Genomic DNA, 17012 nt, shown 5'->3' on the forward strand with positions numbered 1-17012 from the left:
GTTTTCAATCCGAGGCCGGACAGGGTTCCCGCGAATGGCCGAAGGCCGTTCGTGGGATGCCGGGGAGCGAGTTCGAGCCTCGCTGCCCGCTCCAGGAATAAAGAGACACACCGATTGGTGCGTCTCTTTTTCCTGGAACTATCCGATTTTGCCCATGGGGCAAAATCGGCCGCCTGCGGGCGGGTTGATTAAAATTGTGCAGGAAAAACCCGCAGAGGTTTTTCCCGCACACACCCTTTTCCTTGCGAAACCCTTTGCCACGTACTTCTTTTGGCCGGATTTGCTTTGCTCCCTGGGATATGGGCGTTTAGTCAAAAACCAGAAACTGCGCGACGGGCTCGTTTTTGTAGAGGCCGCGCACTGTTACGGATTCTCCGGGCTTTATATAATCGGTCTCCATTCCGCGGTCATAGAGCAAGGTGAATATCCGCGTCAGGTCCTCGCGCAGCTCGGGGGTCAGGATGCGGTCTGTTCCCAATGTGCGGGTGGTGCGATTGTATGCGGGCAGGATCTGTCTCGCCTGCAGGCAGACCCGCCATACACAGGAGTTTCCATAGGAGTCCACCCCGCGGATGTCCGCTCCCAGGTCCAGCATCCGCTTTAAGATGAGATAGGCCCGGTCCGCCTCCTCGCGGGTGTGGAAGACCTTGATCCCGCCGTACATGGCCTGAGAGTTTACGCTCCACCGGCTGTTCATGACGGCGGCGTTGAAGCGTCGTGGAGGACGGGGGCCCGCCAGCCGCTGGCGCAGTCCTCCGCCTCCATGAAATTCACATCCGCCCCCAGGTCCAGCAGATATTCCGCAATCTCCAGGCGATTCGTTTTCAGCGCCACCTGCAGGGGGGACTGTCCGTCGTCCTTTTTGGGCGGCTGCTTTGCGGTGCAGGAGATCAGCTCCGGTTTTTTCTCCAGCAGCTCCCGGACTGCGGCGGTGTTGCCCTGCCGGATCGCCTGAAAGAGTTTTTTCATATCCGTCGTCTCCTCAAAGTGCCTTCGGCGGCGCGTTCAGGCCGTGGAGGATCAGCCCTCCGCCCCGTGGCCCTGGGCCCGGATGACGCTTACCACCCGATCTGCCAGCTCCTGGCACTGGTCATGGGTCTTTGCCTCCACCATCACCCGCACCAGGGGCTCCGTGCCGGACTCCCGCACCAGGATGCGGCCCGTATCGCCCAGCTCCGCCGCCGCGGCCTGAACCGCGGCCTTCACCGCCGGGTCCTCCTGGGCGGCGGTTTTGTCCTTTACCCGGACATTGATGAGCACCTGGGGATAGATGGTCACCGGCTCCGCCAGGCGGCTCAGGGACATCTTCTTGGACAGCATGGCCTCCATCAGCTTCAAAGAGGTGAGAATGCCGTCCCCGGTGCGGGCGTACTTGGAGAAGATAATGTGCCCGGACTGTTCGCCGCCGATGCGGTTGCCGTTCTGGACCATATGCTCGTAGACGTATTTGTCCCCCACGGCGGTTTTGGCGTAGCCGATTCCCGCCTCCTCCAGGGCCTTGTACAGCCCGAAGTTGCTCATGACCGTGGTCACCACTGTGTTAGTCACCAGCTTCCCCCGCTCCTTCATGTAGCGGGCGTAGATATACATGATCTTGTCCCCGTCCACCAGGGCGCCGGTCTCGTCCACGGCGAGACACCGGTCCGCGTCGCCGTCGTAGGCGAAGCCCGCGTCCATACCGTGCTCTGTCACGTACCGCTGCAGCCCCTCAATGTGGGTGGAACCGGCGTCCCGGTTGATGTTCAGCCCGTCGGGGCGGTCGTTGAGGACGTACACGTCCGCACCCAGTGCCCGGAACACGCTGGGGGCAATGGCCCAGGCGCTGCCGTTGGCGCAGTCCAGGGCGATTTTTTTGCCCTTGAAGGAGTACACCGCCAGGGAGATCAGATACCCGATATACCGGTTGCGTCCGGCGCTGTGGTCCACCACGGAGCCAATGCCGTCCCCGGTGGCATGGGGCAGCTCTTTCAGGGGGTGGCCGTCCGCCTCCAGGCAGCCGTCCAAGTATGCCTCCGCCAGGTCCAGGACCGCCTCGTCCATCTTCTCGCCGTCCCGGTTCAGCAGCTTGATGCCGTTGTCGTAGAAGGGATTGTGGCTGGCAGAGATCATCACGCCGCAGTCGAACCCCTCTGTCCGGGCCACATAGGATACGGAGGGCGTGGTGGTGACGTGGAGCAGGTACGCGTCCGCCCCGGAGGCGGTGAGGCCGGCGCTGAGGGCGTACTCCAGCATATAGCTGGAGCGGCGGGTATCCTTGCCCACCACCACCCGGGCGCGGTCCTCCCGGCTGTAGTACCAGCCCAAAAAGCGCCCGATCTCGTAGGCGTGATGGGCGGTGAGCCCTTCTCCCGCCTTGCCGCGGAAACCGTCTGTCCCAAAGTACTTACCCATGAAAATTCTCCTTTAGATCAGTTGTTGTTATCATGATATTACGCCGCCGTGTCCGCTGTTATGGAAATGGCGGTATTTTCCGGCTTTGGGATCAGTTTACCATAAAAACGGGGATATGGGAAGGGAAAACGGCAAAAAGCAGTCCCTTATCGTGTCATTTTGCCGCTGTCCGGCGGCGGCTGAGAGTTTTGAGGCTGAAAATTGTGGATTCTTTACAATTTTAGGGCCTGAAATATGCTGTTTTGTGGAATTTTGACGCGGCGCCTTGACAAGGTCGACCTTTTTGCGTATGCTGTTAGCGTACATACTGGCTTGTATAAGTTCATGATTGGATGAGCGTTTCTACCAACTGCCGTAACAGTTGACTACAAGTTTTTGGGCTTGGCCCTGAAACTTGTGGTCTTTTTGTTTCGGCGGTTTTGTTTTCCACCCTGCCGGCGAAGGAAGACTGCGGCTCTCCAATATCAGCGGACACCCTGTGCGCACAGGGCGGCTGCTCATGCACCTGTACCGCCCGTATGATCTCACGCGGAAACCGCGTCATTGGGAGGTAACGCATGAGCAGCCTTTTGATTCAAAACGCCTGGGCCGTCGTCACCTGCGACGATCGGGACAGCCTGCTGGAAAACGCCAACATCCTGATCCGGGACGGCGTCGTCGCCTATATGGGCCCCGAGCCCCAGGAGGCGGACGAGGTGCTGGATGCCAGCCGGTGCATCGTCTACCCCGGCTTAATCAACACCCACCACCACCTCTACCAGACCTTCAGCCGCAACCTGCCCCAGGTGCAGAACCTGGAGCTTTTCGACTGGCTCACCGCCCTCTACGAGATCTGGAAGAACCTGGACGGCGAGGCCGTCTACCACAGTTCCATTGTGGGCATGGGGGAGCTGCTGAAAACCGGCTGCACCACCGTTTTCGACCACCACTACGTCTTCCCCGGCGGCAGCTCCGGCGCCCTGCTCGACGCCCAGTTCGCCGCCGCCAGGGACCTGGGCGTCCGGATGTACGCCTCCCGGGGGAGCATGGACCTGAGCCGCAAGGATGGCGGCCTGCCGCCGGACAGTGTGGTCCAGACGGTGGACGAGATCCTGCGGGACTGCCGGCGGGCGGTGGAGAAGTACCACGACCCCTCGTTTAACTCCATGGGAATGGTGGCTCTGGCCCCCTGTTCCCCATTCAGCGTCTCGGCGGAGCTGCTGCGGCAGTCCGCCCTGCTGGCCCGGAGCCTGGGCGTGCGGCTCCACACCCATCTCTGCGAGACAAAGGACGAGGAGAACTATGTCCTGGAGAAGTACGGCAAACGCCCCCTGGCCTATATGGAGGACCTGGGCTGGGTGGGCCCGGACGTCTGGTACGCCCACGGAATCCACTTCAACGATGAGGAGCTGAAGCTGCTGGTGGACACCGGAACCGGCGTGGCCCACTGCCCCATCTCCAACATGAAGCTCTCCTCCGGCGTGTGCCGCATCCCGGAGATGCTGTCCCTGGGGGTACCTGTGGGCCTGGCGGTGGACGGCAGCGCCAGCAACGACGGCTCCAATCTCCTGGAGGAGCTGCGGGCGGCTTACCTGCTCCACCGGCTCCGCTCCAGCGAAAGGGCCCCCAGCGGGTACGACCTGCTGAAAATCGCCACCCGAGGCAGCGCCCGGGTGCTGGGCCGGGAGGACATCGGGTGTCTGGAACCCGGCAGGGCCGGAGACCTCTTCCTGATCCGCCGGGACCGGCTGGAGCTGGTGGGGGCGGACCTGGACGTGCGGTCCATGCTGGGCACCGTGGGCTTCAAGGGGCCGGTGGACTATACCGTGGTCAACGGCAGAGTCGTGGTGAGAGAAGGACGTCTCACCGGCATCGACGAGGAGCGGGCAGTCCGGGAGGCCCGGAGCTGCGCCGAGGCATATCTGAACCGCTGAGCGAATCAAAAACTCGCTCCGCGGGGAAGCCTTCCGCGGAGCTACGGGAGGAAAACAGTATGAACACTGATCGGAAAACCACGCGCGAGCAGGACCGGAAAATGGTCTATGAGCTGGACGGCCGTCCCAGCCTCCCCACCGCCGTCCCCCTGGGACTCCAGCATGTTTTGGCTATGTTCACGTCAAACCTGGCTCCCATCCTCATTGTGGCCTCGGTCTGCGGCCTCTCCGGTGCGGATACGGTGACCATGGTCCAGTGCGCCATGTTTGTCTCCGGCCTCACCACCTTCATTCAGCTCTATCCCCTGCGGCTGGGAAGCCGCTATCAGGTGGGGGCCCGGCTTCCCATCGTCATGGGAACCTCCTTCACCTTTGTGCCCACCGCCTCCGCCGTGGGCGCGGCGGGCGGCATTGGGGCCGTGCTGGGCGGATGTCTGGCGGGGAGCCTGGTGGAGGTCTTCATGGGCTTTTTCTACAAGTACATCCGCCGCTTCTTCCCGCCGCTGGTGGTGGGCTGCACCCTGGTGACCATCGGCGTGAACCTGCTGGGCATCGGCGTGGACTACTTCGCCGGCGGATCCGGCGCGGCGGACTACGGCTCCCTGAAAAATCTGGCCGTGGCCTCCTTCGTGCTGGTGATCGTCATTCTGCTCCAGCGCTTCGGGAAGGGCCTTGCCAAAAACGCCGCCATTTTGATCGGTCTGGCGGCGGGCTACATTCTGGCTGCGGTTCTGGGTATGGTGGACACCGCCCCCATGGCGGAGGCCGCCTGGTTCGGACTGCCCCTGCCCCTCCAGTTCCACATGGAGTTCCAGCCTGCCGCTATTATGAGCTTCGCGGCGCTGTTCATCACCTCGGGCCTGGAGACCATCGGCAACACCTCCGGCATCACCATGGCGGGCTTTGACCGGGAGGCCACGGAGCGGGAAACCTCCGGCGCCATCCTGGCGGACGCCCTGGGCTCTACCACCGCCGCGGTTTTCAACGCCCTGCCCAACACGGCCTTCGGCCAGAACGCGGGCATTGTGGCCATGACGAGAGTGGTGAACCGCTGGTGCATCGCCACCGGGGCCTTCATTCTGATGGTCTCCGGCTTCTTCCCCAAGCTGGGAGCCATTTTCTCCGCCATCCCCAACGCCGTCCTGGGCGGCGCCATTATCACCGTCTTCGGCATGATTTTAATCAACGGCATCAAGATGATCGCCAAGGCGGGTTTCAGTGAGCGGAATATCCTGGTGATGGGACTGACCTTCGTCTTCGGCATCGGCGTCCCCGCCCACCCGGAGGCCGTGGCCCAGCTCCCCGGCTTTATCCGCTTTATCTTCAACGACGCCGTCACCGCCACCTGTATTGTGGCCATTATCGCCAATGTCCTGTTCCCCATGCGGGATCAGGAGGACATTGAAAAGGCGAAAGAGGCTATGATGGGCTGAGCAGACAGATGAGGAGGGCCTCCGCAAAGTGGAGGCCCTCACACTGTCAAAAAATGCTGGAGGTTTCGTCAACGGAAAGGAAGGGTGTGTGCGGGAAACCCAAGAGGGGTTTCCTGCGCTATTGAAATCTACAGCAGCTTGTCGAAATTACTTTTTCGACAAGCTGAGGGCCTCCGCTTTGCGGAGGCCCTCCTTTGGTATTCTGATAAAATCCGGTTTTCCGTCAGACGATCAGGAAGAACTTCACCAGGAACAGGGCGGAGATGACATAGGTGAGGGCGGATACGTCCTTGGCCTTGCCGCTGAACACCTTGATGACGGTGAAGGAGATAAGCCCCAGACCGATAGCGTGGCCGATGGAGCCGGAGACGGGCATGCCGATGAGCATCAGCGCCACGGGGACCATCTGGTCCATGTCGTCAAAGTCCACGTTCTTGAGGCCCATGAGCATCAGCACGCCCACGTAGATCAGCGCGGCGGAGGTGGCGGCGGCGGGGATCACGGCGGCGATGGGGGCGATGAACATGCAGGCCAGGAACAGCACGCCGGTGGTGAGGGCGGTGAGGCCCGTGCGGCCGCCAGCCTCTACACCGGAGGCGGACTCCACGAAGGTGGTGACGGTGGAGGTGCCGCAGCAGGCGCCGGCCACGGTGCCCACGGCGTCGGAGAGCAGCGCCTCCTTCATGTTGGGCATATTGCCCTCCCTGTCCACCATGCCGGCCCGGGAGGCGGTGCCCACCAGGGTGCCGATGGTGTCAAACATGTCGATCATGCAGAAGGTGATGACCAACGTGATGGCGGTGAACCAGCCGATGTCCAAAAAGCCCTGGAAGTTGAACTTGAACAGGGTGGTGGAGGCCATGTCGGCAAAGGGGGGCACGAAGGACGCCGTGGACAGTGAGGCGAAGGGATTGGTCCCCAGGAAGACGGCGGAGCCGGCCCAGTAGATGACGGAGGCCGCCAGCATGCCCAGCAGCACTGCCGCCTTGATGCCCTTCTTGGCCAGGATGACGATGACGAAGAGGCCGATGAACATGGTGACCACGGAGAGGATCATGGCGCTGTACCCCGAGCCCATGGAGGTCTGGGCCACGCTGGGGGTCAGGGCGCCGAAGAAGTCCCGCATGACAAAGAAGGGGCCGCCGGTCTCGGAGTAGACGCCGGCGTTGGACCCGAGGCCGATGTTCATCAGCATGATGCCGATGGCGGGGGCGATGCCCAGGCGCACGCCCAGGGGGATGGCCTCCATGATCTTCTCCCGGATGTTCAGGATGGAGAGGACGATGAAGACGATGCCCTCGATGAGGATGATGACCAGGGCGGCCTGGAAGCTCTCCACATAGCTCATGCCGGTGAGGCCGGCGATGTTGGCGGCCACCACGGCGAAGAAGCTGTTGAGGCCCATGCCGGGGGCCAGGGCAAAGGGCTTGTTGGCCAGGAAGGCCATGCAGAACATACCGATGGCGGAGGCGATGCAGGTGGCCAGGAACACGCCGTTCCACAGGGAGGACCCCGCGTCAAAGTTTGTCAGCAGATTGGGGTTCAGTGCGATGATGTACGCCATGGTCATAAAGGTCGTCAATCCGGCCAGGATTTCCGTGCGTACAGTGGTGCCGTTTTCTCTCAGCTTGAAAAAGTTTTCCATAACGCTCCCTCTCTTTCATTTCTCACGGTGCCGGTTGGTATAACTACACAAGTTTTCCTGAAATCATCATACCACACATTGGCAGATAATACAAGAACTTTCTGCGGCGCTGGAAAATCTGCCCTTTTTATGGTTTGCCTTGCGATCTGGACGCCGGCGGCTGTATGAGAATCGCAGCTTGAAGCCGAGAGCCGGCCGTGGTATCATTCAGGGCGGCAAATCGGAAGTTGAAACAGAGCTCTATCAAAGAAGGTCGTTTTACCATGGACTATTTTCAAACAAGGCCTAGGCCCTGTTTGAAAATAGTCAAAACGCCCAAACGGTGGATCTTTATCCGCCGCTCTGCGTTAAATGTTCTTGCCGGGCGTCAGCCCGCCTGCAAAAATCTGCCTTGATTGGCGAAAACATCTCTCGCCGTTGGGCATTCCGCCTTTTTTCAAACAAGGTCTAAGCGTATTCTGCGGCGGAAGGCGGGTGTTCATCCCCACCAGATCATTTTTGAGCAAGAGAACGCCGTAAATACCTGCATCACTTGGGAGGACAAAATGAAGCCCCGCATTGACCTGGATGACGGCATCACCCGGGAGGAGTACCGGGCCTTGGCCTCCTGCTGGGATGAGATGCTGTCTCTGGCTGAGGAGATCATCTGGCGGAACTACCTGAACCCCAAAAGTGACGACCTCATGTCCGAGGTGGATTCTTTCCCCGACATCCGATTTTCACCGGGAATTACTATGTGGGGGACGTGTCCTACGGTTATGCCTATCGGGATAAACAGTACCGGGTATATCACATCAAGGAGGGCCGGCTGCGGCATAAGCACCACAACGGCAGGGAGTGGGTATCGGAATGGCTCCCCCTGGACAGCCCGGAGATCACCCGATATTACCGGATCATCCTCCATCTCCGCCTCACCGGTGACGAGGATGGAGAGGAGCGGGATTATATGGGTCTGGACTTGATAGCGGAATTTATGGAGCTGGGTGATCCCCTGGAATTTGAAATACTTTCCCACGATGTGATTTGACGAATTTCAGTTGATTAGGCTATTCACGATACATCACTGCCTGTTCAGCCGTTTGGGTGAAGGGGACATGCGTCGGCGTTGAAGCACGAACGGTAAAAGGGAGAAAAAGTTCCTGCCGCCGGAAAAAACAGGGCCGTGCGCTTTGCGCACGGCCCTGTTTCGCTCATTCCGCCGGGGATTCGCAGGCGGGGGCGGCGGCCTCCGTTCCCCGGGCCGCCTGCACGTCCGCGGGGGTAATGGACATCAGGTCCTCCCTCGTCACCTGCTCCATGGCCGCCAGGCGGTTGGCCTGGTTCACCAGAATCTGCTCGAAGATATTCCGCACGCCCCGGGCGTTGCCGAAGGAGACGGGGTCGCCGCTCTCCTCCGCGATAAAGTCCCGCACCAGTCCCGCCGCCTCTGCCTCCAGAGTGTAGCAGCCCTTTTTGCACTGCATCTCAAAAATCTTCATCATCTCGTCCGGGGTGTAGTCCGCGAAGTGGAGGAAGCGGTTAAACCGGGACTCCAGGCCGGGGTTGGAGTGGATGAACCGCTCCATCAGGTCATCGTATCCGGCGGCAATGACCACCAAATCGTCCCGGTGGTCCTCCATGGCCTTGAGGATGGTGTCGATGGCCTCCTGCCCGAAGTCGTTCTCCGCCCCGCCGTTGAGGGCGTAGGCCTCGTCGATGAACAGCACGCCGCCCAGGGCGGAGTCGATCACCTTTTTGGCCTTCAGGGCCGTCTGGCCCACGTAGCCCGCCACCAGGCCGCTGCGGTCCACCTCCACCAGCTGACCCTTGGACAGAATGCCCAGGCTGTGGTAGATCCGGGCCATGATCCGGGCGACGGTGGTTTTGCCGGTGCCGGGATTGCCGGAGAACACCATGTGGAGGGACAGCTCCGCCGCGGGCAGGCCCTGTTCCCTCCGCATCTTGTGGACCGTCACCATGTTGATGAGGTTTTTCACCTCTTTTTTCACCGAGGCAAGGCCGATGTAGCCCTCCAGCTCCGCCTGGAGATCCTCGATCTTCTCCGGGGGAGGAGACGTTTCCGCCTCCGGGGGCTTTGCGGCGTCGTTCCCGGTGGAGGATGCTGTGTTCCCGGGCCGGTCCGCTTTGGGCTGGTCCGCCTGGGGCTTCTCCGGGGCCTCTTTGGGCGCGGCGGGAGTACCCCAGAAATCCGTGCCCATGCGGTTGAGGCTGTTTTCCGTCATGGTGCGGATCACCTCCAGCTGCTGGAGGATGATCTCATCCTTTTTGCTCGCCTGTTTCCGGTCCAACGATGTCACTCCTTCTATGAGATTCGTAAATTTGTGTGATCCAGCGCCTGAAAGAGGCACGCGGCCGCCAGTCCTGTCAGCGCCCCCGCCGCCAGGGACACCGCCAAAAGAACGGGCAGATAGTACAGCGGCGCGGTGCTGCCCAGGGTCAGAACCGCCGCGGCGATCTGGCCGCAGTTGTGGGCCGCCGCCCCGCCGATGGACACGCCGTAGACGGAGCACCTTCCCAGCCGGACGAGGCCGATCATTGCCAGCATGGCGGCGGCGCCTCCCAGCAGGGAGAACAGCAGTGCGTTCATATTCCCGGCAAACATGCCCCCCAGCAGGCACCGGGCGAAGAGAATCATCAGCGCCTGGAACGCCCCCAGGGCGTACAGGGCGAACACCGTCACGATGTTGGCAAGGCCCAGCTTTACCCCGGGGATGGGAATGGCCAGAGCCAGGGGGAAGAGGTTCTCCAGATAGCTCAGGGCCAGGGCCAGGGCCGTCAATACGGCGCACAGCGTCAATTGCTTTGTGGTCAGTCTCACGGCCCGCCTCCTATCCCACAACGGCGTCCACGATGCCGCCGTCCGGCGCTCCGCCCTCCAGGCGGATGATGATCCGTCCCGGCAGGCACACGATGCTCTGCCCGCTCCGTGTAATGAGTCCGGTGCGCACGCAGTCCTGGGTAGGGCAGTCCGCCCAGGCCACCCGGACACCGGCCTCGCCGGAGGGCGGCTCATGGTCCAAAGGTGCGCTCTCCGCGCCCCGGAGACCGTACGCCGCCTCCAGAGTATAGCTGCCGTTGGAGTAGGTCCTGGGGCCTTCCAGCAGGTCGGCGGGGGAGAAGCGGTCCGCCTCTTTGCCGTCGATGATGACCACCGCCGTCAGGGCCTCCCCGCTCTCTCCGCCCCCGCCCCAGACCGCCAGGGCGCTGCCCAGGGCCAGGGCGATCACCGCCAGGACCACCAGAGCGTCCCAGCCATTGGGCTTACTTGACCAGGACCGGGTACGCATAGCCGCTCTCCTCGTCAAAGACGAAATCCTCTGCGATGCCGCCGGTGACATAGATTTCGCCGTCCTTCGTCACCAGTACCAGATCGAAGGCGTTCTTCCGGGAGGTCCAGAAGTTCAGCGCCTGCTCCCTGCCCATGACGAACAGGGCCGTGGACAGCGCGTCGCACATGGTTCCGGGGCCGTACAGCTGCTCCGCGTCCGGCGGCAAAACCTCTGCCACCACGGTGACCGAGGTCAGATCGCTGTCCGCCGGATACCCCGTGGCGGGATCGATGATGTGGTGGTAAGTCCTGCCGTCCTCCTCAAAATACCGCTGGTAACCCCCGGAGGTGACGGCGAAGGAATTTTTCAGGTTCAGGATGCCCACAAAGCCGTTTTGTTCATCGGGCCGGGCCGGGTCCTGGACGCCCACCCGCCAGGCCGTGCCGTCGGGCCGGTCTCCCCAGGCCAGCACATTGCCCCCTAGAGTGGCTATGGCCCGGGGAATCTCGTATTCCCGGAAGAGATCCGCCAGTTTGTCTGCGGCGTAGCCCTTGGCGATGCCTCCCAGGTCCGCGGACTGGCCCGGCGCCAGGGCGGCGGTGCAGCCGCCGGCGGTCCGCTCCACCCGGACGGCGGAGCCGTCCACCTTTTCCAGCAGCGTCTCCAGCTCCGCCTGGGCGGGAACGCGGAAGCTGTCCTCCGTAAAGCCCCAGGCGGAGACCACCGGGGCCACGGTGATGTCAAAGGCTCCGCCCGTGTCCGCCCGGTACTCCTCCGCCGCGGTGAGGAGGGCCGCCAGATCCGGACCCACCTCTGTGGGCCGGCCGTCTGCGGCGTTGAGGCGGGAGACCTCGCTGTCCTCCTCCGTCCGGGAGAGCTGGGCCTCCAGATCCCGGATCAGGTCCTCCGAGGCGTAGGCTGCGGCAGTGCTCCGCTTTCCGTAGGTGGAGATGAGCATGGCCGTATCCATGGCGATGACCTGGATGCTCTCCTGGACCGTGTCCGGGTCCACCGGCGGACCGAAGCAGGCCGTCAGGCTTAAAAGCAGGTTCAGGGCCAGTGTGATGCTGATGAAACGTCTCATATCATCCCTCAATTTTTCTTTATCATGATAAGCGAAATAATTGGCATACTATAAAATATTGATCTATTATAGCATGTCCGCCGCCGTTTCTCAACTGCGGATTTCCGGGGGGCGGCAAAAATCTGGCACAGCTTTCACTTTTGCCCTTGCAAATCGCAAAAAAAACTGTTATACTATTCGGGTATGTTGGCGGGAGAGCCCTCCCGCGGGCACGATCAGAAAGAAAAAACTCCCTGGAGGTCCTTATAAATGCCTAAGAATCCCAATCAGCGTTCCAAGCCGGTAAAGCGGGACGAGCCCATGACCGGCGCTATGAAGTTTTTCCTGGCCGGCTGCGTGGCCGAGCTGTATCTCCTGATTATCCGCCGCGTTTACGTCAATGGAAACGCCCAGCAGCAGATCGACTGGTACGATAAATACTTCTGGCTCCTGGCGGGCCTGGGCGCGGTTGTTCTCATTCTCGGCGTTGTTCTCAGCGTGATGTGGAAGGCGGATAAGAAGAAGCGGACTGCCGGCTGGTACGCCGCCGGCGGCGGCGCTTTTCTGGCGGTCTCCGCCCTGCTGATCCGGGCCCTGAACGCCCCGATGGTGACGCTGCTGTCCGTGGTGGTTCCGGTGGCGATGCTGCTGGTGATTCTCTGGGGTCTTTATGACCGGGAGTGCGCCGTGGCCCTGACTGTTCTGGGCGTGTCCTTGATTTTTCTGTGGGTCTGCCGCCGGATGCTCTCCAACATGTACTATGGCACGCTGATCCGTGTGGTGGCCGTGCTCTTTCTGGCGCTGCTGGCCGTGGCGGTCTTCCTGTCCCGCAAGGCCGGCCAGAACGGCGGAAGGCTGGGCAAGCTCCGCCTCCTGCCCGCTGACGCCGACCTGCTGCCCATCTACACCGCCTGCGGCCTCTCCGCTGTGGCTGTGGTTGCGGCGCTGATCAGCGTAAACATCGCCTATTACGCCATGTGGGCGCTGGCTGTGGTGGTCTTTGCCCTGGCGGTGTATTACACCGTAAAGCAGCTGTGATTAAAAGACGAAGCCCCTCCGGAAAGCCGAAAGGCTTTCCGGAGGGGCTTTTTCATCTCAGGAGCGGGGTTCCTCCGGGGCGGTCTCCGCGCCCTGGAAACGGCGCAGGGTCTCCGACAGGTTTTCCTGGTGGACCTCCGCCGCCGGAAAGCGGAGCAGGGCGAAGTTCAGGTTGAACAAAGAGCCCAGACCCAGGGCGGCGATCACGGTGCCCGCGCCCACTTGGCCGCCCATGCGCCAGCCGAAGAGGATGATCGCCAGCTCCACCACGGCCCGGCAGACGCCCACGGAGCGGCCGGTGCGCCGTGCCAGAACCACCATCAGCGCGTCCCGGGGACCGGCGCCCAGGGCGCTTTTCATGTACAGCCAGGTGCCCAGGGCCAGAAGCTCCAGCCCGCCCAGCAGCATCAGCGTGCCGGGCCAGAACCGCTCCATGGCGGGAATCCACCCCAGGTACAGCAGCAGGTCGATCAGGGGGCCGCAGATGAAGATGTTTCCCAGGGTTCCGATGCCGAAGCTCTCCCCGCAGGCCACGGCGATAGCGATGACCACCGCCCCCACGATGACGGCGGCGGTGCCGTAGGTCATGCCGAAGGTCTGAGCCATGCCCTGCTGGAGGACGCTCCAGGGCTCCAGGCCGACGTTGGCCTGGAGCATCATGGTGATGCCCACGGAGCTCACGGCCAGCCCACCCAGAAGCAGCAGCAGGCGGCGGGTGTATTCCCGAATCATAAGAGAGTCCCTCCACTCATGTGTATTCAATGTGGCGGCGCCGGGAGTTCCGGCGCCGCCCGTTTTCCCTTATTTCTTGATCTGCGCCAGGTAGCGGTACACGCTGGCCTGGGAGCAGTGCAGTCCGGCGGCCACGTCCTTTACGGAGCCCTTGAGCAGAAAAATGCCGCTCTCTTCCAGTGCGGTGATGATCTGGAGCCGCTCGTCGGAGGTCAGCCGCTCCGCCGACACGCCCAGCCGCTCCAGCTCGTGGTGGATGGCGTCCAGGGCCACGGCCTCGGTGGAGTTGCGGAAGGTCTCCGGCCGGTGGGGGGGAGACTGGGACGGCGCGCCGCTGTCCTCCTCGGGCCGTATAAGCCGCTGGGCAAAGAGATCCGGGTGGCACAGCTGCAGAATCTGATTGCTGATGGCCAGGTAGCGGCTGTCGTCGAAGTTGATGCAGAGCATACCGATCAGCCGCCCGTTCTGCTTGATGAACATGGTGCAGGAGCGCAGCTTTTTTCCGCCTGCGGAGACGCCGGAGTAGTGCAGGCGGTAGTCCTGGGTCTCGTAGCTCTTGTCCATCAGAATGCTCAGGGCGACGTTGGTCAGCGGTGCGCCGATCTCCCGCCCGCTGATGTGGCCGTTGGCGATGGCGATGATGGAGCGGTTCTTGTCTGTCAGGTCGTGGAGGGCCACCTCGTAGTCCGGCCCCAGGGCCACGCCCAGAAATTCGGTCAGTTTCACATACTGCTGCAGCAGCGCGTTGGGAATGTTGGGCATACGCCTCTCCCTTCCGCCCGCATTCTGGCGGGCAATCCCGCGGGGCATCCCTCTCTCCGGCTGTTTTCCTGGGTAAGTGATACTATTATATTACCCAAGCTCCAGCCTGTCAAAAGAAATTTTTCTCGGGTTGAAAATTTCTCATTTCGCAGATTTTTATATATCATTTCCATAAAAAGTCTGTTTCTAAAATGGTTATTCGTACAAATCTGATAATTCTCGTTGACAAATTTTTTTAATTCTGATAAAATCGTTTCATGCTAAAAGAGGAGGCTCACTTTTATGAAAGCAATTGTCAGCACGGACAAGGCCCCGGCGGCCATCGGCCCCTATGCCCAGGCCGTCAAGACCAGCGGTCTTGTCATCACCTCCGGCCAGCTGCCCATCGACCCCGCCACCGGCGCGTTCCCCGAGGGCATCCAGGCCCAGACCAAGCAGTCCCTGACCAACGTCAAGGCCATTTTGGAGGAGGCCGGCCTCACCATGGACGCCGTCTTGAAGACCACGGTGTTCCTCAGCGACATGAACAACTTCGGCGCCATGAACGAGGTGTATGCCTCCTTCTTCACCGAGGGCAGCTTCCCCGCCCGCTCTGCCGTGGAAGTGGCACGTCTGCCCAAGGACGCTCTGGTTGAGATCGAGGTCATCGCGGCCCTGTAATCCCCGCATCAAGTCCGCCCCCGGGAGGTCCCGGAGGACTTGTACATTCAAAAGCACACTGTCCGCCTGCCGCGGAGCCCTTTCCGGCTCCCGGCGACCGGGGTGTTTTTTTGCGGGGGTTCTATGAGCGATGCGCTCTGCCTGCCCGGGGATCTGACAGAGATCGCGGCCAGCGGGCATCGCCGCTCTGTGACCAAGTGAATCGGCTCCCCTCCCAGGAGCTTTTGCAGATTCCCAGTCCCTTTAACCAGGTACTGTCCGCTAGGCGCGGCCCGGATATGGGAAAACCGGACCGCGACGACCGGGGTACCTCCTGAACAACTGGCGACAAGCCAAAATTTATGGAGGTAATTCAAAATGGACAAGAACATGACCAACTATCCCCTGGACGTCCCCGCTCCCCATCACTTCACTTTCGCGGTGCGCGATCTGCCCAAGGTCACCATCGAGCAGCGTGAGCGCGCTCTGAAAGCCACCCACTACAACGAGTTTGCTTTCCCCTCCGGCATGCTGACCATCGACATGCTGTCCGACTCCGGCACTACCGCCATGACCAACCACCAGTGGGCCAGCCTCTTCCTGGGCGACGAGGCCTACGGCCGCAACACCGGCTACTATGTCCTTCTCGACACCTTCCGCGACATCTTCGAGCGCGGCGGCGAGAAGAACTGGAAGAAGATCATTGACCTGGTCCGCACCGACTGCCGTGACGTGGAGAAGATGATGGACGAGGTGTACCTCTGCGAGTACGAGGGCGGACTGTTCAACGGCGGCGCCGCGCAGATGGAGCGCCCCAATGCCTTTATCATCCAGCAGGGCCGCGCGGCTGAGTCCGTGCTGATGGAGCTGGTCAAGAAGGTTCTGGCCCAGCGCCACCCCGGCAAGGTCTTTACCATCCCCTCCAACGGCCACTTTGACACCACCGAGGGCAACATCAAGCAGATGGGCTCCATCCCCCGCAACCTGTACAACAAGGAGCTCCTCTATGAGGTTCCCGAGGGCGGCAGCTATCCCAAGAACCCCTTCAAGGGCAACATGGACATCGAGAAGCTGGAGCAGCTGATTCAGGGCGTCGGCCCCGAGAACGTGCCCCTGGTCTTCATGTGCATCACCAATAACCCTGTCTGCGGCCAGGCGGTCGCTCTGGCCAACATCAAGGCCACCTCCGAGGTCGCCCACAAGTACGGCATCCCCTTTGTGCTGGACGCCGCCCGCTGGGCCGAGAACGCCTACTTCATCAAGATGAACGAGCCCGGCTATGAAAACAAGTCCATCGCCGAGATCGCCACCGAGATGTTCTCCTACTGCGACGCCTTCACCATGTCTGCCAAGAAGGACGGCCATGCCAACATGGGCGGCATGCTGGCCTTCCGTGACAAGGGCCTGTTCTGGAAGAACTTCTCCGACTTCAACGAGGACGGCACCATCAAGACCGACATCGGCGTTCTGCTGAAGGTCAAGCAGATCTCCTGCTATGGCAACGACTCCTACGGCGGCATGAGCGGCCGCGACATTATGGCGCTGGCCGTGGGTCTCTACGAGAGCTGCGACTTCAACTACATGGACGAGCGCGTGAAGCAGTGCGAGTACCTGGCCCAGGGCTTCTACAAGGCCGGCGTCAAGGGCGTGGTTCTGCCCGCCGGCGGCCATGCGGTGTATATCAACATGACCGAGTTCTTCGACGGCAAGCGCGGCCACGAGACCTTCGCCGGCCAGGGCTTCTCCATCGAGCTCATCCGCCGCTACGGCATCCGCACCTCCGAGCTGGGAGATTACTCCATGGAGTACGACCTGAAAACCCCTGAGCAGCAGGCCGAGGTGGCCAACGTGGTCCGCTTCGCCATTGACCGCAGCCGCCTGACCCAGGAGCACCTGGACTATGTCATCGCCGCCGTCAAGGCCCTGTATGAGGACCGGGAGAACATCCCCAACATCCGCATCGTCTGGGGTCACAACCTGCCCATGCGCCACTTCCACGCCTTCCTGGAGCCCTATCCCAACGAGGAGAAGTAATCCCACCCTATAATTCAGCGTAACTGCGCCGCGTGGAGAGTGCGCAGATCTCCTTTGAACTGACAGGCGGCGTCCGCGAAAACTGAAATGTTC

The 17012-nt window shown here is 61.6% G+C and carries 16 protein-coding genes and 1 riboswitch; of the genes, 6 read left to right on the forward strand and 10 right to left on the reverse strand.

Features of this window, described 5'->3' with window-relative positions; all coding sequences use genetic code 11:
• Positions 1–307 precede the first annotated feature (307 nt).
• The 3 genes from C816_RS24670 to glmM are packed head-to-tail and all read right to left on the reverse strand — an operon-like array spanning position 308 to position 2391.
• Entirely contained in the window at positions 308–697 is a 390-nt protein-coding gene (locus C816_RS24670; protein ID WP_016320606.1) for a hypothetical protein, read from the reverse strand.
• On the reverse strand, positions 694–969 hold the full coding sequence (locus tag C816_RS24675; RefSeq protein ID WP_016320607.1) for an ankyrin repeat domain-containing protein: 276 nt from the start codon (positions 967–969) through the stop codon (positions 694–696). Before C816_RS24675 ends, C816_RS24670 begins: the two co-directional genes overlap by 4 nt.
• A 51-nt stretch (positions 970–1020) precedes the next feature.
• Entirely contained in the window at positions 1021–2391 is a 1371-nt protein-coding gene (glmM, locus tag C816_RS01380; RefSeq protein WP_016320608.1) for a phosphoglucosamine mutase, read from the reverse strand.
• Between the two features lie 292 nt (positions 2392–2683).
• Positions 2684–2779: riboswitch (purine riboswitch) on the forward strand.
• Between the two features lie 169 nt (positions 2780–2948).
• Here glmM and C816_RS01385 point away from each other — a divergent pair.
• Both C816_RS01385 and C816_RS01390 read left to right on the forward strand, forming a co-directional pair.
• The gene (locus C816_RS01385) at positions 2949–4304 is read left to right on the forward strand and encodes an 8-oxoguanine deaminase (protein ID WP_016320609.1); all 1356 of its coding nucleotides are present in this window, start codon (positions 2949–2951) and stop codon (positions 4302–4304) included.
• Positions 4305–4363: 59 nt separating this feature from the next.
• A complete protein-coding gene (locus tag C816_RS01390; protein WP_016320610.1) occupies positions 4364–5737 on the forward strand; it encodes a uracil-xanthine permease family protein in 1374 nt (457 codons plus the stop codon).
• Between the two features lie 223 nt (positions 5738–5960).
• Here the strand turns inward: C816_RS01390 and C816_RS01395 are convergent, their stop codons facing one another.
• A complete protein-coding gene (locus C816_RS01395) occupies positions 5961–7382 on the reverse strand; it encodes an NCS2 family permease (protein WP_016320611.1) in 1422 nt (473 codons plus the stop codon).
• A gap of 745 nt (positions 7383–8127) precedes the next feature.
• Between C816_RS01395 and C816_RS01400 the strand changes: the two genes are divergently transcribed.
• Positions 8128–8409, forward strand: a complete 282-nt coding sequence (locus tag C816_RS01400; RefSeq protein ID WP_207636875.1) for a hypothetical protein — start codon at positions 8128–8130, stop codon at positions 8407–8409.
• Positions 8410–8572: 163 nt separating this feature from the next.
• Here C816_RS01400 and C816_RS01405 read toward each other — a convergent pair whose 3' ends face one another.
• From C816_RS01405 to C816_RS01420, 4 genes are read right to left on the reverse strand one after another with little or no spacing between them, the layout of a single operon-like run.
• On the reverse strand, positions 8573–9679 hold the full coding sequence (locus C816_RS01405; RefSeq protein WP_371254342.1) for an AAA family ATPase: 1107 nt from the start codon (positions 9677–9679) through the stop codon (positions 8573–8575).
• A 5-nt stretch (positions 9680–9684) separates the two neighbouring features.
• Entirely contained in the window at positions 9685–10200 is a 516-nt protein-coding gene (locus tag C816_RS01410; protein WP_016320614.1) for a Gx transporter family protein, read from the reverse strand.
• A 10-nt stretch (positions 10201–10210) separates the two neighbouring features.
• A complete protein-coding gene (locus C816_RS01415) occupies positions 10211–10669 on the reverse strand; it encodes a NusG domain II-containing protein (RefSeq protein ID WP_016320615.1) in 459 nt (152 codons plus the stop codon).
• Positions 10644–11735 (reverse strand): FAD:protein FMN transferase, encoded by a 1092-nt coding sequence (locus tag C816_RS01420; protein ID WP_016320616.1) that lies wholly within the window; start codon positions 11733–11735, stop codon positions 10644–10646. The genes C816_RS01415 and C816_RS01420 overlap by 26 nt, the downstream gene beginning before the upstream one ends.
• Positions 11736–11984: 249 nt before the next feature.
• Between C816_RS01420 and C816_RS01425 the strand changes: the two genes are divergently transcribed.
• Positions 11985–12752, forward strand: a complete 768-nt coding sequence (locus C816_RS01425; RefSeq protein ID WP_016320617.1) for a hypothetical protein — start codon at positions 11985–11987, stop codon at positions 12750–12752.
• Positions 12753–12809: 57 nt separating this feature from the next.
• Here the strand turns inward: C816_RS01425 and C816_RS01430 are convergent, their stop codons facing one another.
• Together C816_RS01430 and C816_RS01435 are read right to left on the reverse strand one after the other, a co-directional pair.
• Positions 12810–13484 (reverse strand): YczE/YyaS/YitT family protein, encoded by a 675-nt coding sequence (locus C816_RS01430; RefSeq protein WP_016320618.1) that lies wholly within the window; start codon positions 13482–13484, stop codon positions 12810–12812.
• A 69-nt stretch (positions 13485–13553) separates the two neighbouring features.
• Positions 13554–14246 (reverse strand): helix-turn-helix transcriptional regulator, encoded by a 693-nt coding sequence (locus C816_RS01435; protein ID WP_040654734.1) that lies wholly within the window; start codon positions 14244–14246, stop codon positions 13554–13556.
• A 282-nt stretch (positions 14247–14528) separates the two neighbouring features.
• Here C816_RS01435 and C816_RS01440 point away from each other — a divergent pair, with 282 nt between their 5' ends.
• The gene (locus C816_RS01440) at positions 14529–14906 is read left to right on the forward strand and encodes a RidA family protein (protein ID WP_016320620.1); all 378 of its coding nucleotides are present in this window, start codon (positions 14529–14531) and stop codon (positions 14904–14906) included.
• Positions 14907–15263: 357 nt separating this feature from the next.
• Positions 15264–16919: a tryptophanase gene (locus tag C816_RS01445; protein WP_016320621.1), complete on the forward strand. Its 1656-nt coding sequence runs from the start codon at positions 15264–15266 to the stop codon at positions 16917–16919.
• Positions 16920–17012 lie beyond the last annotated feature (93 nt).

The organism is Oscillibacter sp. 1-3 (assembly GCF_000403435.2).
In the GTDB taxonomy this organism is placed as follows: domain Bacteria; phylum Bacillota; class Clostridia; order Oscillospirales; family Oscillospiraceae; genus Oscillibacter.

What these genes read in the sequence shown, in the direction of transcription:
- C816_RS24670 (WP_016320606.1), bottom strand. Translation starts at nt 697, where the DNA reads ATGAACAGCCGGTGGAGCGTAAACTCTCAGGCCATGTACGGCGGGATC.
- C816_RS24675 (WP_016320607.1), bottom strand. Translation starts at nt 969, where the DNA reads ATGAAAAAACTCTTTCAGGCGATCCGGCAGGGCAACACCGCCGCAGTC.
- glmM (WP_016320608.1), bottom strand. Translation starts at nt 2,391, where the DNA reads ATGGGTAAGTACTTTGGGACAGACGGTTTCCGCGGCAAGGCGGGAGAA.
- C816_RS01385 (WP_016320609.1), top strand. Translation starts at nt 2,949, where the DNA reads ATGAGCAGCCTTTTGATTCAAAACGCCTGGGCCGTCGTCACCTGCGAC.
- C816_RS01390 (WP_016320610.1), top strand. Translation starts at nt 4,364, where the DNA reads ATGAACACTGATCGGAAAACCACGCGCGAGCAGGACCGGAAAATGGTC.
- C816_RS01395 (WP_016320611.1), bottom strand. Translation starts at nt 7,382, where the DNA reads ATGGAAAACTTTTTCAAGCTGAGAGAAAACGGCACCACTGTACGCACG.
- C816_RS01415 (WP_016320615.1), bottom strand. Translation starts at nt 10,669, where the DNA reads ATGCGTACCCGGTCCTGGTCAAGTAAGCCCAATGGCTGGGACGCTCTG.
- C816_RS01420 (WP_016320616.1), bottom strand. Translation starts at nt 11,735, where the DNA reads ATGAGACGTTTCATCAGCATCACACTGGCCCTGAACCTGCTTTTAAGC.
- C816_RS01425 (WP_016320617.1), top strand. Translation starts at nt 11,985, where the DNA reads ATGCCTAAGAATCCCAATCAGCGTTCCAAGCCGGTAAAGCGGGACGAG.
- C816_RS01430 (WP_016320618.1), bottom strand. Translation starts at nt 13,484, where the DNA reads ATGATTCGGGAATACACCCGCCGCCTGCTGCTGCTTCTGGGTGGGCTG.
- C816_RS01435 (WP_040654734.1), bottom strand. Translation starts at nt 14,246, where the DNA reads ATGCCCAACATTCCCAACGCGCTGCTGCAGCAGTATGTGAAACTGACC.
- C816_RS01440 (WP_016320620.1), top strand. Translation starts at nt 14,529, where the DNA reads ATGAAAGCAATTGTCAGCACGGACAAGGCCCCGGCGGCCATCGGCCCC.
- C816_RS01445 (WP_016320621.1), top strand. Translation starts at nt 15,264, where the DNA reads ATGGACAAGAACATGACCAACTATCCCCTGGACGTCCCCGCTCCCCAT.